27 protein-coding genes and 2 tRNA genes are annotated in these 25752 nt (G+C 59.5%); 20 read left to right on the forward strand and 9 right to left on the reverse strand.

What is annotated here, in order from left to right; all coding sequences use genetic code 11:
* Together NZ453_RS07620 and NZ453_RS07625 are read right to left on the reverse strand one after the other, a co-directional pair.
* Positions 1–2067, reverse strand: coding sequence for a TRAP transporter permease (locus tag NZ453_RS07620; protein ID WP_263769888.1), 2067 nt, complete (start codon positions 2065–2067; stop codon positions 1–3).
* A gap of 110 nt (positions 2068–2177) precedes the next feature.
* On the reverse strand, positions 2178–3140 hold the full coding sequence (locus tag NZ453_RS07625; protein WP_263769889.1) for a TAXI family TRAP transporter solute-binding subunit: 963 nt from the start codon (positions 3138–3140) through the stop codon (positions 2178–2180).
* 452 nt (positions 3141–3592) lie between these two features.
* On the opposite strand from NZ453_RS07625, the gene ruvC reads away from it, so the two are divergent.
* The 16 genes from ruvC to NZ453_RS07705 all read left to right on the forward strand — a co-directional run bounded on the left by ruvC (position 3593) and on the right by NZ453_RS07705 (position 14330).
* Complete coding sequence (gene ruvC / locus NZ453_RS07630) at positions 3593–4150, forward strand: crossover junction endodeoxyribonuclease RuvC (protein ID WP_263769891.1); 558 nt, start codon at positions 3593–3595, stop codon at positions 4148–4150.
* A 60-nt stretch (positions 4151–4210) separates the two neighbouring features.
* Positions 4211–4786, forward strand: a complete 576-nt coding sequence (gene ruvA, locus NZ453_RS07635) for a Holliday junction branch migration protein RuvA (RefSeq protein ID WP_263769892.1) — start codon at positions 4211–4213, stop codon at positions 4784–4786.
* Positions 4786–5859 (forward strand): AI-2E family transporter, encoded by a 1074-nt coding sequence (locus NZ453_RS07640; protein WP_263769893.1) that lies wholly within the window; start codon positions 4786–4788, stop codon positions 5857–5859. Before ruvA ends, NZ453_RS07640 begins: the two co-directional genes overlap by 1 nt.
* A gap of 9 nt (positions 5860–5868) precedes the next feature.
* Positions 5869–6933 (forward strand): Holliday junction branch migration DNA helicase RuvB, encoded by a 1065-nt coding sequence (gene ruvB, locus NZ453_RS07645; protein WP_263769894.1) that lies wholly within the window; start codon positions 5869–5871, stop codon positions 6931–6933.
* Between the two features lie 70 nt (positions 6934–7003).
* The gene (gene ybgC, locus NZ453_RS07650; protein ID WP_263769895.1) at positions 7004–7447 is read left to right on the forward strand and encodes a tol-pal system-associated acyl-CoA thioesterase; all 444 of its coding nucleotides are present in this window, start codon (positions 7004–7006) and stop codon (positions 7445–7447) included.
* Entirely contained in the window at positions 7444–8121 is a 678-nt protein-coding gene (gene tolQ / locus NZ453_RS07655) for a protein TolQ (RefSeq protein WP_263769896.1), read from the forward strand. The genes ybgC and tolQ overlap by 4 nt, the downstream gene beginning before the upstream one ends.
* A gap of 12 nt (positions 8122–8133) precedes the next feature.
* Positions 8134–8541: a protein TolR gene (tolR, locus tag NZ453_RS07660; RefSeq protein WP_263769897.1), complete on the forward strand. Its 408-nt coding sequence runs from the start codon at positions 8134–8136 to the stop codon at positions 8539–8541.
* A 28-nt stretch (positions 8542–8569) separates the two neighbouring features.
* Positions 8570–9439, forward strand: a complete 870-nt coding sequence (locus tag NZ453_RS07665; protein ID WP_263769898.1) for an energy transducer TonB — start codon at positions 8570–8572, stop codon at positions 9437–9439.
* Positions 9440–9529: 90 nt separating this feature from the next.
* Positions 9530–10822, forward strand: a complete 1293-nt coding sequence (gene tolB / locus NZ453_RS07670; protein WP_263769899.1) for a Tol-Pal system beta propeller repeat protein TolB — start codon at positions 9530–9532, stop codon at positions 10820–10822.
* 49 nt (positions 10823–10871) lie between these two features.
* Complete coding sequence (gene pal / locus NZ453_RS07675) at positions 10872–11399, forward strand: peptidoglycan-associated lipoprotein Pal (RefSeq protein ID WP_263769900.1); 528 nt, start codon at positions 10872–10874, stop codon at positions 11397–11399.
* 1 nt (position 11400) lies between these two features.
* Positions 11401–12204: a tol-pal system protein YbgF gene (gene ybgF, locus NZ453_RS07680; protein ID WP_263769902.1), complete on the forward strand. Its 804-nt coding sequence runs from the start codon at positions 11401–11403 to the stop codon at positions 12202–12204.
* A 3-nt stretch (positions 12205–12207) separates the two neighbouring features.
* Positions 12208–12867: a 7-carboxy-7-deazaguanine synthase QueE gene (gene queE, locus NZ453_RS07685; RefSeq protein WP_263769903.1), complete on the forward strand. Its 660-nt coding sequence runs from the start codon at positions 12208–12210 to the stop codon at positions 12865–12867.
* Positions 12868–12888: 21 nt separating this feature from the next.
* Positions 12889–13272 carry a PilZ domain-containing protein gene (locus NZ453_RS07690; RefSeq protein WP_263769904.1) on the forward strand — a complete coding sequence of 128 codons (384 nt, stop codon included), beginning with the start codon at positions 12889–12891 and terminating at the stop codon, positions 13270–13272.
* A 78-nt stretch (positions 13273–13350) separates the two neighbouring features.
* A complete protein-coding gene (gene queC / locus NZ453_RS07695; protein ID WP_263769905.1) occupies positions 13351–14058 on the forward strand; it encodes a 7-cyano-7-deazaguanine synthase QueC in 708 nt (235 codons plus the stop codon).
* A gap of 72 nt (positions 14059–14130) precedes the next feature.
* Positions 14131–14206, forward strand: a tRNA-Lys gene (locus tag NZ453_RS07700).
* A 48-nt stretch (positions 14207–14254) separates the two neighbouring features.
* A tRNA-Lys gene (locus tag NZ453_RS07705) sits at positions 14255–14330 on the forward strand.
* Between the two features lie 213 nt (positions 14331–14543).
* Here the strand turns inward: NZ453_RS07705 and uxaC are convergent.
* The 4 genes from uxaC to NZ453_RS07725 are packed head-to-tail and all read right to left on the reverse strand — an operon-like array spanning position 14544 to position 17968.
* Complete coding sequence (gene uxaC, locus NZ453_RS07710; protein WP_263769906.1) at positions 14544–15965, reverse strand: glucuronate isomerase; 1422 nt, start codon at positions 15963–15965, stop codon at positions 14544–14546.
* Positions 15966–16001: 36 nt separating this feature from the next.
* Entirely contained in the window at positions 16002–16772 is a 771-nt protein-coding gene (kduD, locus tag NZ453_RS07715; protein WP_263769907.1) for a 2-dehydro-3-deoxy-D-gluconate 5-dehydrogenase KduD, read from the reverse strand.
* Positions 16773–16782: 10 nt separating this feature from the next.
* The gene (gene kduI, locus NZ453_RS07720; RefSeq protein ID WP_263769908.1) at positions 16783–17619 is read right to left on the reverse strand and encodes a 5-dehydro-4-deoxy-D-glucuronate isomerase; all 837 of its coding nucleotides are present in this window, start codon (positions 17617–17619) and stop codon (positions 16783–16785) included.
* A 10-nt stretch (positions 17620–17629) separates the two neighbouring features.
* The gene (locus NZ453_RS07725; RefSeq protein ID WP_263769909.1) at positions 17630–17968 is read right to left on the reverse strand and encodes a cupin domain-containing protein; all 339 of its coding nucleotides are present in this window, start codon (positions 17966–17968) and stop codon (positions 17630–17632) included.
* A 100-nt stretch (positions 17969–18068) separates the two neighbouring features.
* Between NZ453_RS07725 and NZ453_RS07730 the strand changes: the two genes are divergently transcribed.
* Positions 18069–18359: a hypothetical protein gene (locus NZ453_RS07730; protein ID WP_263769910.1), complete on the forward strand. Its 291-nt coding sequence runs from the start codon at positions 18069–18071 to the stop codon at positions 18357–18359.
* On the opposite strand, the gene NZ453_RS07735 is transcribed toward NZ453_RS07730, so the two are convergent.
* Positions 18332–19132: an IclR family transcriptional regulator domain-containing protein gene (locus tag NZ453_RS07735; protein ID WP_263769911.1), complete on the reverse strand. Its 801-nt coding sequence runs from the start codon at positions 19130–19132 to the stop codon at positions 18332–18334. The genes NZ453_RS07730 and NZ453_RS07735 overlap by 28 nt on opposite strands.
* Positions 19133–19366: 234 nt before the next feature.
* Between NZ453_RS07735 and NZ453_RS07740 the strand changes: the two genes are divergently transcribed.
* The 3 genes from NZ453_RS07740 to NZ453_RS07750 all read left to right on the forward strand — a co-directional run bounded on the left by NZ453_RS07740 (position 19367) and on the right by NZ453_RS07750 (position 23382).
* Entirely contained in the window at positions 19367–20191 is an 825-nt protein-coding gene (locus NZ453_RS07740; protein ID WP_263769912.1) for a pyridoxal phosphatase, read from the forward strand.
* A gap of 125 nt (positions 20192–20316) precedes the next feature.
* Positions 20317–22320, forward strand: coding sequence for a transketolase (tkt, locus tag NZ453_RS07745; RefSeq protein ID WP_263769913.1), 2004 nt, complete (start codon positions 20317–20319; stop codon positions 22318–22320).
* Positions 22321–22386: 66 nt separating this feature from the next.
* Positions 22387–23382, forward strand: a complete 996-nt coding sequence (locus NZ453_RS07750) for a 1-phosphofructokinase family hexose kinase (RefSeq protein ID WP_263769914.1) — start codon at positions 22387–22389, stop codon at positions 23380–23382.
* 54 nt (positions 23383–23436) lie between these two features.
* On the opposite strand, the gene ulaG is transcribed toward NZ453_RS07750, so the two are convergent.
* Together ulaG and NZ453_RS07760 are read right to left on the reverse strand one after the other, a co-directional pair.
* Positions 23437–24501: an L-ascorbate 6-phosphate lactonase gene (gene ulaG, locus NZ453_RS07755; RefSeq protein ID WP_263769915.1), complete on the reverse strand. Its 1065-nt coding sequence runs from the start codon at positions 24499–24501 to the stop codon at positions 23437–23439.
* A gap of 159 nt (positions 24502–24660) precedes the next feature.
* Positions 24661–25701, reverse strand: a complete 1041-nt coding sequence (locus NZ453_RS07760; RefSeq protein ID WP_263769916.1) for a P-loop NTPase family protein — start codon at positions 25699–25701, stop codon at positions 24661–24663.
* Positions 25702–25752 lie beyond the last annotated feature (51 nt).

Genomic DNA, 25752 nt, shown 5'->3' on the forward strand with positions numbered 1-25752 from the left:
TCAGGGCTCCATTTTTCGGCCCCTCATCCATTGCCAGACGATGAACAGCGCACCGACGGCAAAGCCGACTTCATCCGTTATCGGCAACGCAACGACCAACGACAACGCCGCCCCTATGGCGACGAGTCGATCGACTAACTTCAGCGGAGCCCAGAGATAACCCACGGCCGCGCTCCCCCAGAGGAAAATCGCCAACGTGGCCTTGAAGACCACGTAGACGACGGCAAGTATTGGAGCGTCGCCCTGCAGCATCAGCGCCGGGTCATACACCGCCATGAACGGAATGACGAAACCAGCGATGGCAATCTGCGTCGCCTTAAACCCGATCTTCATCGCCGGCGCCTTGGCAATCGAAGCCGCCGCAAAAGCGGCAAGTGCCACCGGTGGCGTCAGGTCCGCCATGATGCCGAAATAAAACACGAACATATGGCTGACGATGAGCGGGACGCCGAGTTTGAGGAGAGCGGGCGCCGCGATGGAACTCGTGATGATGTAGTTCGGAATCGTCGGAATTCCCATGCCAAGAATCAGGCACACGATCATCGTCAGCAACAGCGACAGGAACAAGCTCTTCTCGCCGATCTCAAGCACGAAACCCGCGAAGTTCGTCGCCGCTCCGGTGAGCGTCAGGACGCCGATGATTACGCCGACGATCGCGCAGGCGATGCCGACTCCGAGCGCCTGCTTGGCACCATCGATGAGACCGGCGCGCATCGTGTGCAAGGTCCGTCTCGTCCCGCCGACCGCGTAGCACACCACAACGAGCAGGGCGATTACGCCCAGCACTGGAACGATTCCCCAGCGAATAAACGTTGCCGCGCCGAGACCGAGAGCGAACCAGAAAACGTACCGCAAGGCGGTTGCCGAAATGCGCGCTGCCAACGCTGCGCCGAGGATCAGGATGGCCGTCAGGGCAAGGCCCATCATGCCGGAAAACATCGGTGTAAAACCATGGAAGAGCATGTAAACAAGGGCCGCCAACGGTAGCGCCAGGAACCAGTTTTCCTTGAGCGCCGTCCACGGGTTCGGACATTGATCCTTGGGCAGCCCAAGCAGCCCCAGCCGGCCGGCTTCAAGGTGCACCATCCAGAATGCGGTGAAGTAGTAGAGAATGGCCGGGATGACGGCTGCCTTCACGATCTCGGCATACGGAACGTTCAAGGTTTCGGCCATGATGAAGGCTACGGCCCCCATCACCGGCGGCATAATCTGCCCACCCATCGAGGCCGTCGCCTCCACCGCGCCGGCAAAGACCGGGGTGTAACCGAAGCGCTTCATCAGCGGGATCGTGAACTGCCCCACCGTCAGTACGTTGGCAACTCCTGAGCCTGAGATGGTTCCCATCATGCCGGACGAGATCACTGCGACCTTCGCCGGCCCCCCCTGTGCGCGGCCGACCAGTCCGAGAGCCAGCGCATTGAACAAGCGGATCATGCCAGCGTGCTCAAGAAAGGTCCCGAACAGAATGAAGAGGAAGATGTACGTCGCGGAAACCAGCGTCGGCGTGCCGAGAATACCGTCACTGCCGAGGTAGAGCTGACTGACGACTTGGTCAAAACCGAAGCCCCGGTGCGCGATCGCCTCGGGAAGATACTGCCCGAAGAACCCGAATGCCAGAAACGTACCGCAGACAAGCGGCAGGGCCCAACCCATGACGCGGCGAGCCGCTTCGAAAACGAGGATCGTTGCCACCGTGGCGACCACGAGGTCGGCGGTATTCGGATCGCCGGAACGCTCGATCAGGTCGGCTTCGAAAAACAGGTGGTAGAAGCCAAGGGAGAATCCGGCAAGCCCCAAGAGAACGTCATACCACGGCAGAGCACCTTTGTCCCGCTCCTTGCCTCCGGGGTAAAGCAAGAAGATCAACAGGATCAGGAAGCTGACATGGATCGCACGTATCACCAAGCTGGAAAACGGGTGGAATGCAGCCACGGCGATCTGGTACGAAGAAAAGCCCAAGGCCGCCGCCATTGCTATGCGCCCCGGCCAACCGACCAATCGGCGTTGATGGCCATGTTCCTCAAAATCGGTGGGTTCCGGGTGAATTGCGACGGTGCTTTCAGTCATGGTGGCCCTCGATCTATTGTTGACCGTGCGGCACGAAGACACGACGAACGGGAGCCGGCAAACACCAGCCCCCGCTACCGTGCGACGGGTTGCCGCCGGATACGGCTTTTTTACTTGATCAGTCCGATTTCGCGGTAGTACTTCTCGGCGCCCGGATGCAAGGGGGCGGGCGGAGTACGAGCCGCATTGTCCTTGTTGATCGCCTTGGCCGCCGCATGCGCCGCAATCATTTGATCGAGGTTCTCGAACATCGACTTGGTCATCAGATAGACGGTTTCCGGCGATACCTTTTCATGCGTCACCAGATAGTTCTGCACGGAGATCGTCGTCACGTCCGCGTTCTGCCCTTCGTAGGTCTTGGCCGGGATCACGCCGACCTGGAAGGCGGGGTCGTTGATCTTGGCCACGATTTCCGGCGGGATGGTCAGAAACACCACTGGCTGAGACACGGCAAGGTCGCGCAACGCCGCGACGCCGAGGCCAGAAGACAGCAAGGTGACGTCAAGCTGCTTGTTCTTCATCAGTTCGACCGATTCGGCATAGGAGAGATACTCGACTTTCGCAAAATCCTTGTAGCTGATGCCGGCCGCTTTCAGAATCTCGCGCACATTGAGTTCGGTTCCCGATTTTGGGGCACCGACCGAGATCCGCTTGCCTTTGATGTCGGCGAGCGACTTGATGCCCGAGTCGGCAACTGCGACGAAATGGATATAGTTCGGGTAGAGCGCGGCGATCGTACGCAGCTTGTTCAGCGGCGACTTGAAGCCGGCTTCCTCCTTGCCTTTCCAGGCATCCGAAAGCGAATCGCCAAGCGATATCGCCACCTCGCCGCGACCGGCCTGCAAGAGATTCAAATTCTCGGCGCTGGCCTTGGTGGCCTGGACAGCCGTCTTCGAACCGGGGATCGCCTTACCGTAGATCTGCGACAACGCGACGCCGAGCGGATAGTAAACGCCGCTGGTTCCTCCCGTGAGGATATTGATGAACTCCGCCGCATAAGCGGAAACGGCAAGACTTGCGGCGAACACGCCTACGATCAAGGTACGCAGAGTACGGTTAAGCGGTTTTCTCATCGGTTTTCTCCTCCGTTTGGTGATCGACCCTTCCTGCCCGGGCAGGAGTCCTCGGCTTTTTTGGCGGCATCCCCCGCCGACTTCGTGGATCCTTTCGCAAGGTCCGTTCCAGCAACGCGCCTACGCGTCGTGCGGCGCATCTATCTGATAATGTTGTTCTTCTTTCGTTCCCGCGACGAAGCACCAGGGAACGGCGTTGCGAAATCCCGGAACCCCAAGCGAATCCCACGCGATAATCCGCACTAACACCCCATCCGGTCACGGAATCGCAAACCCGGATGACGAAGCGGGTGCCGGTATAATGGGTTCTTCATGACCAACACGCCCCCCGAACCCGCTCTGGCGTCGCTACACGACGCTCCGGACCGGTTTCGCCCGAGTGCATCGACAACCACGAACCTGGACCGGGAAGGCGGCTTTTCTAGGAGAAGCGGCGCTGCAACGAGGTTTCCGTGTTGAGCAGCGCGCGCAACGCGCCGATCCGCATCCTCGGCATTGACCCTGGACTGCGGGTAACCGGTTTCGGGGTGATCGAAAAGACCGGAAGCAAACTTACCTATTTGGCAAGTGGTTGCATTCGCACTGACGGTGACGACACGCTGCCTCATCGTTTGGGAACGATCCACGCCGGTGTTTCCGAGTTGGTCGCGCAATACCGTCCGGACCAGTCGGTCATCGAAATCGTGTTCGTGAACGTTAACCCACAATCGACTCTGCTCCTGGGACAAGCCCGGGGCGCTGCCATCTGCGCGCTCGTCGCCGGAGGGATCGAGGTCGCCGAATACACGGCGTTGCAGGTGAAACAAGCGGTCGTCGGCAACGGCCACGCCGACAAAACGCAGGTGCAGCACATGGTGCGCCGGTTGCTCTCGCTGCCCGGCGACCCGGCGTCGGATGCCGCGGACGCTCTCGCCTGCGCCATTGCCCACGCTCACGGCGGCCAGGGTTTGGGCACGTTGGCAACGAAGGGTTTTCGCGTTCGTAATGGGCGCATGACCGGAATACGATGAGCGGCCGATCGTTCGGCGCAACGAGATGACTACACAACTATCTGTCGGGGAACAACATCTATGATCGGCCGCCTTGCGGGAACCTTGCTGGAAAAGAACCCGCCGCAGGTTCTGCTCGACGTTCACGGTGTCGGGTACGAAATCGACGTGCCGATGAGCACGTTCTACAACCTTCCGGCCGGTGGCGAGAAAGTGACGTTATTGACGCATTTCGCCGTCCGCGAGGATGGCCACTTCCTCTACGGCTTCGCAACCGAAGCGGAACGTTTCGCTTTTCGCCAATTGCTGAAAATTTCAGGGATCGGTGCTCGCACCGCGCTTTCCGTTCTCTCGGGGCTTTCGGTCAACGATCTTGCCCAAGCAATCGCCCGACAAGAAGTGGGCCGCTTGGTGAAGGTTCCGGGAATCGGCAAGAAGACCGCCGAACGGCTCCTGCTCGAACTCAAAGGAAAACTTGCCGAAGCGTTGCCGACAGCCGCGCTGGCCGTCGAGGACAGCCAGCATGACATCCTCAATGCCCTGCTGGCCCTAGGGTACAATGACCGCGAAGCGGCAGCGGCCATGAAACCGCTTCCTGCGGGGATATCCACCTCCGAAGGTATCCGTCAGGCGCTCAAACTTCTTTCCAAAGCCTAATGCAACAGATTTCCCCGGCACAGAAGCAGATCATTCAGACCGCGATCGTGGCCTTGCTGCTGATCGGCTGCATCGCCGTGCTGCTGCCGTTCACCGGCACGTTGCTTTTTGCGGGCGTCATCTGCATCACGACCGCGCCACTACGCAACCGCTTGCTGGCACTCACGCGCGGACGAAGTTCACTGACCGCGACACTCATGTGCCTGATTCTGACGATCGTCATGGTCCTGCCGATGGCGCTGCTATCCGGTTCGCTCGCCGACGGTGTCGAAATGGTCATTGGTTACTTCAGGCCGATCCTCGAAGGTGGAATTCCGACGGAAGCACCTGCGTGGGTCGCCGACCTGCCGGTTGTCGGCCCTCACCTCGGAAGCTATTGGCACAACCTCGTCGCCAGCCGAGAGGAAATGAACGAACTACTACGCCAACTGATCGCCCCGACGCGGCGTATGGCCTTGGCGGCGGTGGCCCTGTTCGCGCAAGGTCTGTTGCAGTCGCTGCTGGTTATCTTCTTCGTCTTCTTCATCTTTCGCGACGCAGAACACTATGCGGAAGCATTGCGCAACGGCGGCCGCAAGCTGGCCGGCGATCTGGGCGTGCGCATGGTGGCATTGGCCGAAGCTACCGTTACCGGCGTCATGGTCGGTATCGTCGGCACGGCGGCCACGCAAGCCCTGGTGGCGATGATCGGCTTCATCATCGCGGGCGTTCCCGGCGTGATCATGCTCACCGTCGCCACCTTCTTCTTTTCGATGGTGCCCGTCGTCGGCGCCACCGTGATCTGGCTCGGCGCGGCGGCGTGGCTGTACGACGGCGGCCAGACGGGCTGGGCGATCTTCATGATCTTGTGGGGCATGTTCGGCATCAGCGGCGTCGATAACTTTGTGAAGCCGATCCTGATTTCGCGCACATCGAGCCTCCCGCTTCTGCTCATCGTCGTCGGCGTTTTCGGCGGCGTCCTGGTCTTCGGATTCATCGGTCTCTTTCTCGGGCCGACATTGCTCGCCCTGGGCCAGGTGCTGATCCGCGAATGGCTCGCGCTCGCTGAATACAACGAGACTCCATCCATTTAGCCTACCGCCATGATCGAAACCGATACCTTTGCCGACGAGCCGTTCGACCGCTTGGTATCGGCGCAGTCAAAGTCGTCGCAGGAAGAAGCGATCGAGCGCGCTCTACGGCCGAAGCGACTCGCGGATTACGTCGGCCAGGCGAAGATTCGGGAACAGCTTTCAATCTTCATCGAAGCCGCGAAGCGCCGTCAGGATACGCTCGACCATGTTCTGTTGTTCGGCCCTCCCGGACTCGGCAAGACGACCCTGGCGCATATCATCGCCGCCGAAATGGGGGTCGGACTGCGCCAAACCTCCGGCCCTGTGCTCGAACGTGCCGGCGACCTTGCCGCCATCCTGACCAATCTCGAACCGCACGACGTGCTGTTCATCGACGAGATCCACCGCTTGTCGCCGGTCGTCGAGGAAATCCTGTACCCGGCGCTCGAGGATTTTCAGATCGACATCATGATCGGCGAAGGGCCGGCCGCGCGCTCGGTAAAGCTCGATTTGCCGCCCTTTACGCTGGTCGGCGCCACGACAAGAGCCGGTATGTTGACCAACCCTTTACGCGACCGCTTCGGCATCGTCGCCCGGCTCGAGTTCTACACACCCGACGAACTCACGCACATCGTCACCCGCTCATCTCAACTGCTCAATGTTCCGACGGAACAGGCGGGCGCGCTCGAAATTGCCCGTCGTTCGCGCGGAACGCCACGCATCGCCAATCGCCTGTTGCGGCGCGTGCGCGACTTCGCGGAAGTGAAAGCCACGGGTTGCATTACCGCCGAAGTGGCCGATCAAGCCCTGTCGATGCTCGACGTCGATCACGGAGGCCTCGACATCATGGACCGCAAGCTGCTCTCGGCAGTGATCGACAAATTCGGAGGCGGGCCGGTCGGCGTAGATAACCTCGCGGCCGCAATCGGTGAAGCTCGCGACACGATCGAAGACGTCCTCGAACCCTACTTGATCCAGCAAGGACTTCTCCAACGCACACCGCGCGGGCGCATCGCGACGCCGGCCGTGTACCGTCACCTGGGACTCAACGTGCCTACGAATGGCGGCCAGGAGAGGCTTTGGCCAGGCCAATAACCGAGGTAGCCAATCCCCTTTGTCACAATTTTTTACATTTGTTCGGAGCCTGCCCCAGTAAAATCCGACCATGAAGCACGAACAAAAACCAAACGCCTTCACGCTTCCCATCCGCATCTACTTTGAAGACACCGACGCCGGCGGCGTGGTGTACTACGCCAACTACCTCAAGTATCTCGAGCGCTGCCGCACCGAGTGGCTGCGCACAACGGGACACGACCAGGGCGACTTGCTGCGTAATCCAGGCATCGCATTCGTCGTACGCAGCGTCAATCTCGAGTACCTGAAACCGGCCCGCCTGGACGACCAGTTGAGCGTCGGTCTCGAAGTCGAGCGCATCACGCGGTCGCAGATTTTCTTCCGTCAGCACATTCGCCGCGCCAACCCGGAAGCCGCGACGGGTTGGGACGAACTCGTCACCGGAAAGATTCAGGTCGTGTGCGTCGACGCGGCGAAGATGAAGATCAGCTCAATACCCGAACCATTGCGCACAAAACTGGAAGCACTCCAATGAACGTCTCGCAAGACCTTTCCATCCTGCACCTGATCCTCAACGCCAGCGCGGTCGTCCAGGTCGTCATGGCCCTGCTCGCCAGCGTCTCCTTCATGTCGTGGTACTACATCTTCCGCAAGTGGTTCACGGTCAAGGAAGCGCGTTCACAGACCGAGCAGTTCGAGCGCGATTTCTGGAGCGGCGGCGACCTGCACAATCTCTATCAAAGCGCCGTCAACAACCGGCACGGCACTGGGAGCATGGAGCGAATTTTCGAATCAGGCTTCCGCGAGTTCACCAAGCTGCGCAGCCAGAAAAACCTCGATCCGAAGGACGTCATCGATGGCTCGCGCCGCGCGATGCGCGCCACTTACCAGCGCGAAGTCGACAGCATCGACGCGCACCTTGCCTTCCTCGCCTCCGTCGGCTCGGTAAGCCCTTATGTGGGTCTGTTCGGAACGGTCTGGGGAATCATGCATTCGTTCCGCGGTCTTTCAAATGTGGGGCAAGCGACGCTTTCGGCGGTGGCCCCCGGTATTGCCGAGGCATTGGTGGCCACGGCGATCGGTCTCTTCGCGGCCATCCCTGCCGTGGTTGCCTACAACCGCTTCTCCCACGAGATCGATCGGTTAGCAACACGCTTCGAATCGTTCATGGAAGAGTTCTCCAACATCCTCCAGCGCCAGATGCGCTAAGCCGGAGCGATCATGCGCGAACGCCGCCTCAAGAACGAGATCAACGTCGTGCCGTATATCGATGTGATGCTCGTGTTGCTCGTCATCTTCATGGTGACGGCCCCCATGATGACCACGGCCAGCATCGACGTCCCATCGGTCGGCAAGGCCGCCGAAGCCCCGGCACAAGCGCTGCAAGTGAATATCCGGGCCGACCAATCGTTGTCCCTCACGCTTCCTGGAAAGCCGGAACAGCGCGATATGTCGCGCAGCGAGGTGTCACAAGCCGTCGCGGCTGCGCAAAGCAAGAACCCAGAACAGCCTGTGCTGATCGTCGGCGACAAGAACGTGAAGTACGAAGCTATTCTCAGCATGATGGACGAGCTGCAGCGCCAGCAGGTCAAGCGCATCGGTCTGCTCGTTCAGGCCACCGGCAAGTAGAAGACGGGCACGCCCGCATTTCCATATCGTGAATCTCGCCGCACCGCCGCCCCCCAACGAAAAGAAAAGCGTCACTGCGCTGGTCTTGTCGGCCTTGGTGCATATCGTGCTCATCGGCGCGCTCTTTCTCGGCGTGCAATGGAAGAGTTCGGCTCCGACGGCGGTCCAAGTCGAGGTTTGGCGCGGTTCGCCGCCTCCGGCTTCCGTTGTAGCCCCCGAGCCGAAATCCGCGCCGGAGCCAAAACCCGAGCCCAAGCCGGAACCCAAGCCCGAGCCGAAACCCGAACCTAAGCCCACTCCCAAAGCCGAACCGACGCCGGCCAAGCCCGATATCGCGGTCAAGGACGAGAAGAAGAAAGAGCCCAAGAAGGAAGAACCGAAAAAACCGGAACCTAAGAAAGAGGAACCGAAAAAAGAAGAGCCGAAGAAATCGGAGCCCAAGAAAGAGGAGCCGAAAAAGCCCGAACCAGAACGTCGGAGTTTCGACGACGAGTTGAAACGCGAGCTTTCTCAGGCGCAACAACAGAAGGCCGCGCAAGACCAGCGAGCACGGGCTGAGGCAGAACTGAATCAAATGGGGCAACTCAAAGCGGAACAGGCAGCCGCGGGCCGTGCCCGCGCTCTGGATGGATACATTTCGAAGATCCGCGCCAAGGTCCGTGGCAATGCAAGTACGGCTAGTATTTCCTTCAAGGGCAACCCCGAGGCCGTCTTCGAAGTCACTCAGCTGCCAACCGGAGAGGTGTTGAGTGTGAAAGTTCGGACTTCGAGCGGATCAAAGCAACTTGACGAGGCAATTGAGCGCGCGATCCTGAAATCGTCGCCGCTACCGAAGCCAGATCAACCGGAATTGTTCGAGCGCGTTCTTATCCTCAAGTACCGGCCGCTCGACGAATGACGCGGCCCATTACGAGCAATTACGTTCCGTTACAAAGTCCATACATTGCCGGACTATAATTTTCAATTCTTCTGAGGACGTCTGCATTTCATGCTTCGACCATTGCTTAGACTCCGCAGCCTGGGCTTGATCGTCTGCAGCACTTTCGCGCTGCTCCAGACGCCCGCCTACGCCGAGCTGACGATCGAGATCACCGGTTCCGGCGCCAACAAGATCCCCGTCGCCATCGCTGACTTCGGTGGAGATACCGGAGCCGGCCGCGCCGTGACCTCCGTCATCCGAAGCGATCTTGAGCGTAGCGGCCTATTCCGTCTTGTCGATACCGCGGGCGTCGCCATGACCGAAGCGACAGCACCTAACTATGGCGACTGGAAGTCCCGAGGAGCGGACGCGCTGGCGGCAGGCAGTTTGGGTCCCGCGGGCGATGGCAGACAAGAAGCCCGTTTCCAGCTTTATGACGTTACCCGGCAAACGGGTCTCGGTGGCACTGCCTTCGTCGCCCCGGCGCCCCGATTGAGAGCGGTCGGTCACCGCATCGCCGACATGATTTACGAAAAACTGACCGGCGAACCGGGGGTCTTCGCCACCCGCATCGCGTATGTCGTGAAAAGCGGCGCCGCGCGATATGAACTCCATATCGCTGACGCTGACGGACAAAACGCGCAGGCGGCACTCACATCACGCGAACCGATCATTTCACCGACCTGGTCGCCCGACGGTACCCGTATCGCCTACGTTTCTTTTGAGAACAAGAAACCGATCGTTTATGTTCATACGCTCGCCACAGGCCAGCGAGTCGTTGTGGCCAACTTCAAGGGCTCGAACTCGGCGCCCGCGTGGTCGGCAGACGGACGGAAGTTAGCGGTCGTTCTCTCCAAGGACGGCGGCTCGCAGATATTTACCGTCAACGCCGACGGCTCGGGCGTGCAGAAGATAACCAACGGGCCGAGCATCAATACTGAGCCGTTCTTCTCGCCGGACGGCCAATCGATCTATTTCACCTCGGACCGCGGCGGTAGCCCGCAAATCTATCGCAGCGGTCTTGGCGGAGGTGATGCTCAACGCGTCACTTTCGAAGGCAGCTACAACGTATCACCTCGTATTTCGCCGGACGGCAAGACCCTTGCCTTCATCACCCGGCGCGAAAGCGGATTTCGGCTCGCGGTCATGGACCTCGCGAGCCGGCAAGTGCAAGTCCTCACCGACTCGTACAAGGATGAATCGCCCACCTTCGCCCCCAACAGCCGCATGATCCTGATCGCGACTGATACGGGCGGACGCGGCGTACTGTCGGCCGTGTCGGTCGATGGGCGTATCAAACAGCGTCTCTCGATCCCGGCCGGCGATGTTCGCGAACCGGCATGGGGTCCATTCGCCAAGTGATCGTTTGCGCTTTTCAACCTTTCCGCTTTTACGCCGTAGGAGAAACACAATGAAACAACTCGTTATTCCCGCACTTCTCGCTCTTTTGATCGCCGGCTGCAGCTCGACGCCGGATACCGGGGACCAGCAAACCGGCGCTCCGGTCGAGTCCCGCGGGGATTCTGGCGTTGCCACGGTAACCGCCGGCAACATGGATGCGCGCAAGCTGCCGCCGGAACTGACCGACCCCAAGAGCATCCTTTCGAAGCGCAGCGTCTACTTCGACTATGACAAATTCGACGTGAAAGCCGAGTACAAAGACCTCGTGGCCGCTCACGCCAAATTCTTGTCCAACAACCGGCAATTCAAGATGCTGGTGCAGGGCAATACCGACGAACGCGGCAGCCGGGAATACAACCTGGCACTCGGCCAGAAACGTGCTGACGCGATCAAGCGTACCTTGACCATGCTCGGCGCACGCGAAGACCAAGTCGAAGCCGTCAGCCTCGGCGAAGAGAAGCCGAAGAACGAAGGCCAGAACGAAGCCGCGTGGGCAGAAAACCGCCGCGGCGACATGCTGTACTCCGGCGAGTTCTGACATGCCGGCGCGCCGCTTGCGTTCCGCTTCGGAGCTTCCGCGCCGCTTGACGGCGCTCGCGGTGCTGCTCGCCCTCATCGGCGGGCAGCCGGCGCGCGCCGGTATGTTTGACGACGAAGAGGCGCGACGGCAGATCAAGGATCTCTCGATTCAGAGCAACGAACGATTCGATACACTTTCCAAAGCACAAATCGACCTCGTGAACCAGATCCAGGCGTTACGGGAGGACAATGCCCGCCTGCGCGGACAGATCGAAACGCTAACCTACGAACTCGATTCAGCGAAGAAGCGGCAACAGGATCTTTATGTGGATGTGGATACCCGCGTCCGCAAACTGGAAACGCCGCCAGCCGCCTCGAATACGGGAGCGCCGCCTACAGCCGATGGTGGTGCAACGGCCGAAGCCGCACCGCCTCAAGCCGCCACCAGCGATCCAGCCGCCGAAACACGCGAATACGAAGCGGCGCTTAACCTTTTCCGCGCCAACAAGATCAAGGACGCCGCAGGAGCCTTTGAAGGCTTTGTACGCGCCCACCCTGATAGCACCCTAGCGCCGAACGCACAATACTGGCTCGGCAATTCGCATTACTCGTTGCGCGATTGCAAGAAGGCGATCGATGCCCACCGCGTGGTGGTCGCAAAATGGCCGCAGCATCCGAAGGCACCCGACGCGCTGATCAACATCGCCACATGCCAGCAGGAGCAAGGCGACGCCAAGGGCGCCCGTGCGACGCTGGATACCGTTCTCGCCAAATATCCCGACAGTTCAGCCGCCGCAACGGCGCGCCAACGCCTGAAGAAATAGCAAGTGAATACCGTAACGAAGACCGTCTCGCTGCGCGTCAGCGAGATTTTTTTTTCTATTCAGGGCGAAGCTTCGCGCGCTGGTTTACCGACCGTATTCGTACGGCTGACAGGCTGCCCCTTGCGCTGCACGTGGTGCGACACCGAGCATGCGTTTACCGGTGGTCGCACGCGGCTCTTGCCGGCGATTCTTGAGGAAGTCGCGAGCTACGGCGCACGGCAGGTGTGCGTGACGGGCGGCGAGCCTTTGGCTCAGAAGCCATGCCTTGAACTGCTGACCGCCCTGTGTGACGCTGGTTACGACGTTTCTCTTGAGACCTCGGGCGCTCTCGACATCTCCGGCGTAGATGCCCGCGTGTCGCGTATTGTCGACCTCAAGGCGCCAGGGTCCGGCGAATCGGCGAAGAACCTCTGGAGCAACGTTGACTTGCTCACGCCGCGCGACGAAGTGAAGTTCGTGCTCAAGGATCGCGCAGATTACGAATGGGCCCGCGAGACAATCCGCGCAAGACGGCTTGACTCGCGCTGCCCGTTGCTTGTCTCGGCGGTTCAGGGAGAGTTGGAGCCACGTGATCTCGCCGAGTGGGTGCTCGCTGACCGGCTACCTGTCCGCTTTCAAATGCAGCTTCACAAGCTGCTTTGGGGTAACATGCAGGGCAAATAGTTGCCCCAGCGAAACCACGCAATGACCGACGAACGCCGTCTACACTCGCGCATCCCTTTTCAATCGTCGTCCGCGACACTCGTTCTACCCGATCGGCGTGCGGACGTGCGCGTACTGGACCTGTCGCTCAAGGGGGCCTTGGTTCGTCTCCCGGCGGACCAAGCAAAGCCTGGACTCGGGGCTCCGTGCACGCTGCAGCTACGCTTGAATGACGCAACGGCGGATGTCGACATCGCGCTTCAGGGACGTATCGCACATACCGATAACGACTGCGTGGGAATCGCCTGCCTAACCATCGACCTTGACAGCATCACCCATCTGCGCCGCCTTGTCGAACTCAATCTGGGTGATTCCACCTTGCTTGAGCGCGAGCTTTCAGCCCTTGTGGCTGATTCGCCGCGGTAGAGCGACTCGCAGGCAAGAGCGAAGCGACGTGCTAGCGTCGCGGAATTCGCCACAATCACCGAGACACAATTTATCGCCATGACTATCTCAGCTTCATCGTCCCCGGTGCGTGCCGTCGTTTTGCTTTCCGGCGGCCTGGACTCAGCCACCACACTGGCTATCGCCCGCAGTCAGCGTTTCGACTGTTACTGCCTTTCCGTCAACTATGGGCAACGACACAGCAGCGAGCTCGCCGCTGCCGCGCGCGTGGCGCAAGCGCTGGGTGCCCGCGAGCATCGCGTGTTGAATCTCGCCCTGGGAGACTTCGGAGGCTCAGCGCTTACCGACAAATCGATCGATGTTCCGGTCGACGGTGTGCAGCCCGGCATTCCTGTGACCTATGTCCCTGCGCGCAACACGATCATGCTGTCGCTGGCCTTGGCGTGGGCAGAGGTACTTGGCAGCCGAGATATCTTCGTAGGCGTCAACGCGGTCGACTATTCTGGCTATCCGGACTGCCGGCCCGAATTTATTGCGGCGTTCGAGACGTTAGGAAATCTCGCCACAAAAGCAGGCGTCGAGGGCGCAAAACTGACCATTCACGCCCCTTTGATCGATCTTTCCAAGGCAGAGATCATTCGTCGCGGCACCGACCTCGGCGTCGACTACGGCATCACTATTTCCTGCTACCAGGCGAACGACGTAGGCGAGGCCTGCGGGGTTTGCGACTCCTGCCGACTGCGCAGAGAAGGATTCTCCGCCGCAGGTCTACCCGATCCGACTCGATATGCCACCGTAGTTTCCTAGCCGGATACCGTAGCAGCACCGCGCGTTGACAGGCCTCTGTGCCCTCTCTATAATCCGGCGTTCTTGTTTTTCGGGTCGGTAGCTCAGTCGGTAGAGCAGCGGACTTTTAATCCGTTGGTCGGGAGTTCGAATCTCCCCCGACCTACCAGAAAAACACCGGGCAATGCCGTGTTACAATTGCCCGAAACCACTTCGTGGGGCGTTAGCTCAGTTGGTAGAGCAGCGGACTCTTAATCCGTTTGTCGTAGGTTCGATCCCTACACGCCCTACCAGATATCAAAGGGCTTGACCGAACAGGTCACGCCCTTTTCATTTGCTTCTTATCACATCGGACCGTGCCGCCTGACCAGCGCTTTGCTTGTCTTGCGCGGGAACTGGGACAATCTGAAGAATCCGCCGCGCTTCCAAAAACGCAAAGGGCGCGGACCTCACGGTACGCGCCCCAGCAAAGGCTTGTTGAATCGCCTCAAGTCATCCTGTTGTCGTTAGTCCTCGACGCCCGGGATGGCAAAATAGTTCTTGGCATTGCGATAGCAGATGTCCTGCACCATGCCGCCGAACGTCTCAAAATCGGCAGGAATTTCTCCGGCCTCAATCCAGCCGCCAATCAACCCGCAGAGAATACGGCGGAAGTACTCGTGGCGCGGGAAGGACAGGAAGCTGCGCGAGTCGGTCAGCATGCCGACGAAGCGCGACAACAGGCCGAGGTTCGCGAGACTCACCATTTGACGCCGCATGCCCTCGATATGGTCGTTGAACCACCACGCCGAACCCATCTGGATTTTGCCCGGCACCGAGCCATCCTGGAAGCAGCCCATGATTGTCCCCAACACTTCGAGATCGCCGGGGTTGAGCGAATACAGAATGGTCTTGGGCAGCATGCCGTCGCGCTGCAAGGCGTCCATGAAGGAAGCCAAGCGGACGGCGATCCGCTCGTCGCTTACGGCGTCGTAACCGGTGTCCGGGCCAAGCCGCTTGAACATCTGGCCATTGAGATTGCGAATCGCTGCCAGGTGCAATTGCATGGCCCAGCCGCGTTTTGCATTCATCCGCCCGACTTCAAGCATCACCCCTGTCTTGAACGCCTCCACTTCGTCCGCAGCAAGCACTGAGCCCGCCAGAGCCTTCGCAAAGAGACGTTCCAGTTCCTGGTCCGAAACGAGCGTCGCAAACGGAACGACCAAGCCGTGATCAGATGCCCGGCAGCCGAGGTCGTGAAAAGCGGCATGCCGTTTGTCGAGAGCGGCAATGAGATCTTTGTACGAGCCGATCGTCACGTTGGCCGCCGATCCAAGCTTCTGGAGATACGCCTTCCAGGTCTGCGGATCTTCGATAGCCAGCGATTTGTCCGGTCGATAGCTCGGCACCATCACTGGGTCATCGGAATGACGCGCAGCCGCATAGGCGATGTGGTGTTCAAGCGTATCGGCCGGATCGTCGGTCGTGCCAACAGCCTTTACCTTCATCCGCTTGAGCAGCGTGCGGGCCCCGAACTCCGGTTTGACGATTTGCGCGTTGCATGCTTCCCAGATCATGGGCGCCGTCTTTTCCGACAGCGGCTCATTGATGCCGAAATAACGTTGCAGCTCGAGATGTGTCCAGTGGTACAGCGGGTTACCCACAAGACGCGGCACGGTCTGGGCCCATGCCAGGAAAGTGCGGTAATCCGGCGCATGCCCGGTGATGTCCTCTTCGGCGACCCCATTGGAACGCATCGCGCGCCATTTGTAGTGATCGCCCCCCAGCCAGGCGTGCGCGATGTTCTCGAAGCGCGAGTCGGAAGCGATGTCCGCCGGCGGCAGATGACAGTGGTAATCGATGATCGGCATCGCCGCCGCGTAATCGTGAAACAGCCTGCGCGAACTTTCGTCCGGCAACAGGAAATCGGCATTCATGAACGGCTTCATTAACTCACTCCCAGATTGTTTCTTGCACGTGTCAAATCAACGCGCGAGCCAGCCACCATCCACCGCAACGGTATATCCGTTCACGTAGTCGGCTGCTTTCGACGCAAGGAACACTACTGCGCCACCCAGGTCTTCCGGCAAGCCCCAACGCCCTGCCGGAATACGGTCGAGGATCTCCGCGCTTCGCTTGTCGTCGGCTCGCAGCTGGGCTGTATTGTCGGTGGCCATGTAGCCCGGCGCAATAGCGTTTACGTTGATACCGTGCTTGGCCCACTCGTTCGCCATCAACATCGTGATGCCCTTCACACCGCTCTTGGAAGCGGTATACGAAGGAACGCGAATGCCACCCTGGAACGAAAGCATCGAGGCAACGTTAACGATCTTGCCGCCTTTACCTTGGGCGATGAACTGCCGCGCCACGGCTTGGCACATGAAGAAGGTCGATTTGAGGTTGACGTTCATAACGTCATCCCATTCCTTCTCAGTGAAGTCCACAGAGTCGTTGCGCATGATGATTCCGGCGTTATTCACCAGAATGTCAATGTGACCGAATGCAGTCAGAGCCTCTTTGACGACGCGCTCGATCGGCTCGATGGTGAGCAGGTTCGCCTGCACGTGAACGTATTTCCGTCCAGCGGCAGCGACCGCGGCGGCAGTTTCTTCGGCGTTTTCAGCGTACGTCACGCCGACGATATCAGCGCCGGCCTGAGCCAGCGCAACGGCCATGCCGCGTCCCAAGCCACGTTCCGAGCCGGTGACGATAGCGACCTTGCCGTCGAGTTTGAATGCATCAAGAATTCCGCTCATTGTTTTGTCCTTATTTAAGATCGTTCGGCCCAAGATTGTCCATGTCGTCGAATGTCTGGTTCTCCCCAGCCATACCCCAAACGAAAGAGTAGGGTCCGGAAGCTACGCCGGAGTGAATGGACCACGACGGGGAAATAACCGCTTGTTCGTTGGCCACGACGATATGACGCGTCTCTGCGGGCTGACCATGCAGGTGGAATACGCGCGTCGCTTCCGACATGCCGAAGTAGAGGTACACCTCCATGCGGCGCTCATGCGTATGCGGGGGGAACGTGTTCCACACACTTCCCGGTTCAAGCACCGTAACGCCCATGACCAACTGGCAGCTCTTACAAACAGCCGGATGGACATATTGGTAGATGGTGCGTACGTTGCAGCTTTCCGCCGCACCGAGTTTGCGCGGATTGGCATCGGCGCGCGTAATACGGACGGTCGGGTACGTCGCGTGAGCCGGGCAGCTCATGATATAGAACTTAGCCGGATTGGCGACATCTTCGCTTTCGAACGAGACGGATTTGGCCCCCATGCCGACATACAGGCCGTCGCCGTTCCCGAGCGCATACGCCTCGCCTTCAACGCGCACCCGGCCGGCGCCGCCGAGGTTGACGACACCGAGCTCGCGCCGATCGAGGAAATTCGGCGTTCCGAATTCTTTCCCTCCCTCAAGTGCAAGATCCTGTCCCGTGGGCACAGCGCCTCCGAAGACGACACGGTCGACGTGTGTATAGACGAGGTTCAGCTCGCCCGGGACGAAAATCTTCTCTACGAGGAAGTGACGGCGCAGAGCGGCAGTATCGTAGCCTTTGACGTCTTCCGGGTGGTGGGAGTAGCGGATGTCGAGCTTCATGAAATCTCCTTCAGGACTTGAGAAAGTCTTCACGTTGCGGGGTGAAGACATCGAGCAAGCGCCCCTCGGCAACACAGGTCGTTCCGTGCAGTGCAGACGCCGGAATATAGACCGAGTCGCCAGCACGCAACGTGGTCGTCTTGCCCTCGATGTTGAAAATGAACTCCCCGGAAAGGCAGTAGCACGTCTGTTCGTGCACGTGGCGGTGCTCGTAACCCTCGCCGCCCGTGGAGAAAAAGACTTCGACCATCATCAAGCTCCCGCCCCGGGCGCGAATCTTCCGGCTGACCTTACCGGGTTCGAGGACTTCCAACGGCAGTTCGGAATCAGGAAAGAAGAGATTGCTCATCGTACTTATGCCTTTCAAGTGTGGAGTGGCGTTCTTTCGGCCTCGAGCCACCGGGGTGTTCACGACATGAGAAGCGACCCCGCGGATGTAGCCTGGCAAAATGGCCAAGCCTTTCAGAGCTTCGACCGTTCCCGCCGACTTCGCCAATTTACACCAAGCTCCTGAGCGGCTCAAGTTTTTTTGGAACGTCGTTTCATTTTTATCCATAAGCCGACAAACGCCCGTATGGACAAGCTTGCAGGCGAAGGATGAGAACCAGGCGTGGCTGGCGGCACGCAAAGTCGCGCTACCCGAGAACCGGGAAGAAATGCGCAACAGAGAATTCGCCGACGCGAAAGTGTTTGGTTTACGGCGGAATGACGTTCAGGCGACGACCGCTTCTTCGCTATAACCGAGAACGGCGGAAATACGGGCGGCGGCTTCGGTGACTTTGTTCACCTTCTCACCTTCTTCGCCGCGACTGTAGCGGAAGCCGGGCCAGGACACGGAGAGTGCCGCCACTACAGCTCCGGTGTAGTCGAAAATCGGCGCACCGATGCAATGCAGACCTTCTTCGCGTTCCTCATCATCGATCGCGAAGCCGCGTTCACGCACTTGTTCCAATTCGGCGAATAGACTCGTGCGCGACGTAAGTGTCTTTTTGGTGAACGCCAGCATACGGACGCCCTTGAGCGCCGCTTCGCGCTCCTCGTCGGTAGAAAATGCCAGCAAAACCTTGCCGATCGCCGTGCAATAGAGCGGCATGCGGCGTCCAACACGAGAATACATGCGAATGGTATATCTGGATTCGATCTTCAGCACGTAGACCGCCGAGTCGCCGTCCATGACTCCCATATGGATCGTTTCGCCAAGTTCCTCAGACAACTCCTCGGCCACCGGACGCGCCGCCGCATACAAATCGAGGTAGTCGAGAGCGCGCGACCCAAGGTTGAACATCTTCAGTGTGATCGCCCAACGGTCACCGTCTACGCGCCGCGCGTATCCCAATTCTTGCAGCGTGAGCAGGAAGCGATAAACCGTCGGCTTTGCTAGTTTGATCTCACGCGAAATCTCTTCGAGCCCGATACTGCGCTGCCGGGAGAGACGATCGAGCACCGCGAGCACGCGCACGGCGGCGCTCACGAGCGGAACAGCGGGTGATTTCGAAGAGTTCTTTTTTGCCATTTTTGGACCTTCGGTCCATTCTCGGGATTATCCACCTTGACGTCAAGCAGTACCATCCACTTTGCTGCAATTAAAGCTCCGCTCGTTGCAGCCACAGGCGCGATCGAGGGTTTGTGTCGAAAGCCCGACCCAGCACGTGGGCGGCCAGTATACTTGACACTCGCGGTCTACCAAGTTGATCGCACCCATCGCAAACGGCCGCGTCCATGCGCGGAACCGGCCAACGGAGAAACGATGACGTACCGCCTGATTGCCCTCGACCTGGATGGAACGCTACTCGATAGCAACCTTCGGATTCGCAATGAGACCATTGAGGCACTGAGAAGCGCCCGGGCACGCGGCGTGCAGGCCATGATCGTTACCGGGCGGCACCACATCGCGGCTTACCCTTACTGGGATCAACTCGGCCTGGAGCTCCCGGCGATCTGCTGCAACGGAGCCTACATGTACGACTTCAAGACGCGTCGTCCGCTCGCTAACGACCCATTGACTTTGCCCGAGGCACGAACGCTGTTGAACACGGTACGACGTCGAAAGATCTACTCGATGGTTTATATCCAGGAATCTATGGCGTACGAAACGAAAAACGCCCATCTCGAGAAAATGCTCCGCTGGGCCACAGGGTTACCAGAGCATGTTCGCCCACGGATCGACCATGTCCAGTCGTTCGAAGCATTGATTGAGAACGCACAGTCGATCTGGAAGTTCATCTGTGCTGGTCACCGGGAAGAACTTGCGCCCTTTGTCGAAGAGGTGCGGCAAACGCTAGGGCTCGCCTGCGTTTGGTCTGGCGAAACGCGGCTCGACATCACCCGCCCCGGCAATAGCAAAGGGCGACGCCTCGCGGAATGGATTACGGAGCAAGGTATTTCACCCGAGGAAGTGATTGCTTTCGGCGACGAACAGAACGACATTGAGATGCTGCGTATGGCGGGCCGCGGCGTCGCGATGGGCAATAGCGGAGTGGAGATACAGGCTTGCGCCGACTGGGTTACCGGCAATAACGACAGCAACGGAATCGCCGCTGCATTGAACCGCTTCGTACTGACACCCGTGTAACATTTGTATAAAATAGAATACTTTTGATCAGCCCCGATTTTTCCATTCTCCGACCGAGTCAAAAAGGCGTAGAAACCTGGGCTGATCGACGTTTTTTCCACTGCTGAATGATCAGGAGTATGCAAATGGTTTCTCAGGCCTCGTTGGCAAACGCGATTCGCGTATTGTCCATGGATGGAGTTCAGGCAGCCAACTCGGGACACCCCGGAGCGCCGATGGGCATGGCCGAAATGGCCGTCGCCTTGTGGACCCGGCACCTGAAACACAACCCGGCGAACCCGAAATGGCCGAACCGGGACCGCTTCGTCCTTTCCAACGGTCACGCCTCGATGCTGATTTACTCGCTGCTGCATTTGACGGGTTACGATCTGCCGCTGGACGAACTGAAGAAGTTTCGCCAATTGCTCAGCAAGACGCCCGGACACCCAGAGTACGGCCATACGCCTGGCGTTGAAACGACAACCGGACCGCTCGGGCAAGGGATCGCGAACACCGTTGGCCTGGCGCTTGCGGAACAGCTGCTGGCCGCCGAATTCAATCGCGAGGGATTTCCGATCGTCAACCACTACAGCTACACCTTCATGGGTGACGGCTGCATGATGGAAGGGCTTTCGCACGAGGTCTGTTCGCTTGCCGGCACATGGAAGCTGTCGAAGCTGATTGCCTTCTACGACGACAACGGCATCTCGATCGACGGTCACGTCGAAGGCTGGTTTGGCGACGATACGCCGAAGCGTTTCGAAGCGTATGGCTGGAACGTCATCCGGAACGTTGACGGGCACGACGTCGAAGCGGTCGACCGTGCGATCCAGGCCGCCAAGGCGCAGAACGAGAAACCGACGTTGATCTGCTGCAAGACGGTGATTGGCAAAGGCTCGCCCAATAAGGCGGGTACGCATGACGTTCACGGTGCTCCGCTCGGCAAGGACGAGATCGCGGCGACCCGGGCCGTGCTCGGCATTACTGCCGGCGCTTTCGAAGTGCCGCAAGATGTACTGGCCGCATGGAATGCACGCGAAGCCGGCGCAAAACGTCAGGCCGAATGGGAAAGTCTCTTCGCCGGTTATCGCAAGGCGTATCCGGAACTGGCCGCCGAATTCGAGCGGCGCGTGAAGGGCGACCTGCACCCGGACTATGCTGCGAAAACAACCGAAGCGCTGGACGCCATCATCGCCAAGGGTGAAGCGATTGCCACCCGGAAATCTTCGCAGAACGCCATCCAGGCGCTCGCGCCGGTGGTCCCTGAATTCGTCGGCGGGTCGGCCGACCTCGCTCCGTCCAACCTGACGCAGTGGAAAGGTTCGCGCGATCTGAGCGTGAAAGCGATGGCGAGCGGCGGCAACTATATCCATTACGGTGTACGCGAGTTCGGGATGGCGGCGATCATGAACGGCCTCGTCCTGCACGGCGGCTTCCGGCCGTTCGGCGGCACCTTCCTGATGTTCTCCGAATACGCTCGCAATGCGATCCGCATGGCAGCGCTGATGAAGATCAACCCGATCTACGTGTTCACGCACGACTCGATCGGAGTGGGCGAAGACGGCCCGACGCACCAGCCAATCGAGCAGACCGCCACGTTGCGCCTGATGCCCAACCTCGACGTGTGGCGTCCCTGTGACAGCGTCGAAGCGTTCATCGCCTGGCAAATCGCCGTCGAACACAAGGCGACCCCGACGGCCCTCGTTCTCACGCGCCAAAACCTGCCACATCAGACGCGCGATGCGGAACAATTGAAGGCTATTCGCCGCGGCGGCTACGTGCTGAAGGACTGCGTAGGAACACCCAAGGCGGTAATCATTGCCACGGGCTCGGAAGTTAGCCTTGCCGTTGCCGCGCAGGCTACGCTCGCTGAGAAAGGCATGCCGACGCGCGTCGTCTCGCTGCCTTCGTCGTTCATCTTTGAGCAACAGGATGCGGCTTACCGCGAATCCGTCCTTCCACGCGGCGTGCCGCGGGTAGCTGTCGAGGCGGGCGTCACCGGATACTGGCGCCAGTACGTCGGCCTCGAAGGGGCGGTGGTCGGCATCGACCGCTTCGGCGAGTGCGGTCCGGCGGCTCAAGTGTTCGAGTACTTGGGGGTAACCGCAGCCAAAGTGGTAGAGGCGGTCGAAAGCGTGGTTGCCCGCTAACGCGAGCTGTTACCCAATCAGGACCCGGCCGCCGCGCCGGGTCTTTTTTTTGGAGCCATCGAAGCCATGACTATCCTGACCATTTGTTTGAGTCCGGGCCTGCAACGCACTGTAACGATCGGTTCTCTGACGGTAGGAGAAGTCAATCGCCTGCAGTCAGTAGCCATTGACGTCGCCGGGAAGGGCGTGAATGTATGCCGAGTCCTGCAGCGCCTTGACCTCGATGCTGTGTGCCTGGGCCAAGGAGGCGACAACGCAGACGAGATTCTGGATCTGGCGAGGAGCGAAGGTCTCAATTTGCATCTGATTCCCTCATCGGGTCGCCTGCGTACCTGTACCTCGATTGTCGAGCTGACGCCACCCAGCGGGAGGCGTGTCACGGAATTGGTGGAGCCGACGGCGCCAGTTGAGGCGAAGTGCGTCGCCGCGATGGACAGGGCGTTCGAAGACCACCTGCGGACCGCGACGGCTCTCGTAATTGCCGGATCGATGGCTCCCGGTTTCCCATCCGGATACCAGACACGATTGGCGGCGGCCGCCCGCGATCGAGGCATACCCGTGATTGTCGACCTGCAAGGCGTCGCGCTACGCGACGTAATGACGACCCGACCGACGCTGGTCAAAATCAACCTCGCCGAGTTTGCTGCCGCGTTTCTCGACACCTCGTTCGCCGGCGGCGAACACAGCGGCATTCTCGCGGAGGACACCGTCGGGGAAGCACTGCGGAAGGCGGTCATTTCCATTGTGCAGCGGTATCCGACAACGACCTTCGTCCTAACCCGAGGCGCAAAGAGCGTCCTCGCAGCGCAAGGCAATTTCTTGCAAGAATTCGGTGTGTTCCCGCTCTCTCCTTCAGAGACGCTGAGCACGATTGGCTGCGGAGATACGTTCCTCGCCGGTTTGGTCGCGAAACTGCTCGCCTCCGGCCAGCTTTCCACACGAGGCGCGAATGCACCGGGCGAGCTCGGTCCGGCCATCGAGTTCGGCGCGCTCTGTGCGCAAGCAAGCGCGCGAACGTTAAGCCCGGGCGTCATGGATGCGGGCACCCAACCGAGACTTTAAAAAAAGGCCTTTCCGGAAACCCGGCAAAGGCCCTCACCGTCCAGAACTTGGAAACTAGAGGAATGACGGGAACGGCAGGTCCGTTTCCTTGGTGAATACGTCGTCGAAGCCGCGGTAGAAGTGGAACTCCATGTCGTCCTTGTTATCGGGATAGACAAACTTGCCGCCGACCTGCCAGATGTACGGCTTGAACTGGTACTTCAGGCGGTCCTTCTTCATGTTCCACAAGGTCGTGATCTCCATCGGGTCGGCCATGAAGTTCGACCAGATGTCGTGGTGGAACGGGATCATCACCTTGGTGTTGAGCGCCTCGGCCATGCGCAGGATATCCGACGAGGTCATCTTGTCGGTGATGCCGCGCGGGTTTTCGCCGTAGGAGCCGAGCGCCACATCGACCTTGTGCTCGTTGCCATGCTTGGCGTAACCATTCGAGTAATGCGAGTCACCGCTGTGGTAGAGGTTGCCACCTGGTGTCTTGACAAGGTAGTTGACCGCCACGTCGTCCATGTTGACCGGCATCTTGTCCTTGGCGGTTTCTTCCTTGGGTAGCGTGATGGCCATCGTGCGGTCGAATGACTCGAGCGCGACGAGTTCGATGTCGCCGATCTTGATCGTGTCCCCAGGCTTGACCGTGATGATGCGGTCTTCCGGCACACCCCATTTCTTCCACAGGTCGGCGCAGGATTTCGGGCCGATGAACGGCACTTTGGCCTCGACGTTCTTGAGCACGGCGGCGGCGACGTTGATGTCGATGTGGTCGTTATGCGTGTGCGTCGAGATGACGGCATCGATCTGCTTGATGGCGAACGGGTCGAGAACGAACGGCGATACGCGCAGGTTCGGTTGCAGCGCGACGCAGCCGCTCATGCGCGCCATCTGGTGATGCGGATCCATCAATGGATTTTTCATCGAACGCTTGCCAGTACCGCACCAGAAATCGATGCAAATATTGGTATTGCCCTCGGTCTTCACCCAGATGCCGGTACAGGCCAGCCACCACATGGCGAATGTGCCGGGCTTGACCGCTTCCCGCTCGATTTCTTCATTAAGCCAGGTACCCCATTGCGGGAACGTGCTCAGCACCCAGGATTCCTTGGTGATCTCGTCTACCTTCGCCATGCCATCTTCTCCAGTCAATCCTTATCGGCGTACCGCCGACTTGCCGATGTTGTCAGGTCAGCCACAGCGCCGATCTTTCTGCCGGTCGCCATGTCGAATGCGCTCATAGTACGATCAAAACTATTCTTTTACAAGATCGTTTTGATCGTTATCGGGGGATTACTCGCTCTTTGTGACCACATACAAAGCCGCTTGCGCGACTTCCCGATCCGCAGCGACGATGATGTCGCGTTCTTTCTCGTGTAGGACATGGACGTTGCTCGGCCCAACGCCCTCTTCAATCACTGTCGCCTCGAGCCGCAACGGCGACGTTTGAGTCGCTCGAACGTAGAACAACTGCTGCTTTCCTCGCCGACAGCCACCAATAAACACGGGCCTTCCCGCCAAGTGCGTGCCAACGACGACGTGATAAAACTCGGTTACCTCGGGGTGTTCATAAACGCGCTTGAAAGCGCCTCCCACCTTCTTGTAGATGCGAAAATACTGGCCGTGGAACGGCTCGATCGTCGCGTACTCGAGTTCGCCGTCCCCATCGATGTCAATCGCAGATATGTCGCTGATCGGCCAGTCCATGAACTGCTCGACCGTCCAGTCCGCTCCAGGCGTTTGGGGGGGCGAGACGCGAAAAGCGCCCTGCTCGCACGTCACGAGGCCATGCATGGCACCGGAAAGCACCAGCCGGCTGTACCCGTGGTTCTTGGTCAAACCATCCTTGAGAACGCGGACCTCAAGCGGCCCCGGCCCTGTAAACTCACCGACCCAGATCTTGCCTGGCGAAGACCAATCCTCTTTGGAGTCCTTGTGCGTCGCCAAGGTGCAGCCGATGAAATAGTGACGGCCATTGACCGACAGGAGATCAAAGCGATGGATGTACGGCAGCTGTAGAATGTCCGTCACTTCGTAGCCGCCAGAAGCCAAGGGCCGCACGTGCACCACTTTGGCTTCTTCCCACTGGAACATCTTGAAGAACTTTTGCACGGCGAGAAACTCGCCGTTCGTTCCGGGAATGGGCACCATTGACATCGTCCCCCCAGGCCCCTCCCACACGGTGTGCGGCGTAGCGTAATCTGGGGCGTTCCATGCCAAGCAAGGGCCCTCCCCTTCCGTGGCGAGAAGTATCCGCGTACCGCCGTCGACCTGGATACTGGCAGCGGAATAGCAACGGTTCATTTCTGTCAGAAAACGCTTTTCGATTTTCATTCTGGCCTCTTATCAAAACGACTTGTTTTGACAAATTTTATATCATTATGG

It is taken from the genome of Propionivibrio soli, assembly GCF_025770765.1.
Classification (GTDB): Bacteria; Pseudomonadota; Gammaproteobacteria; order Burkholderiales; family Rhodocyclaceae; genus Propionivibrio; species Propionivibrio soli.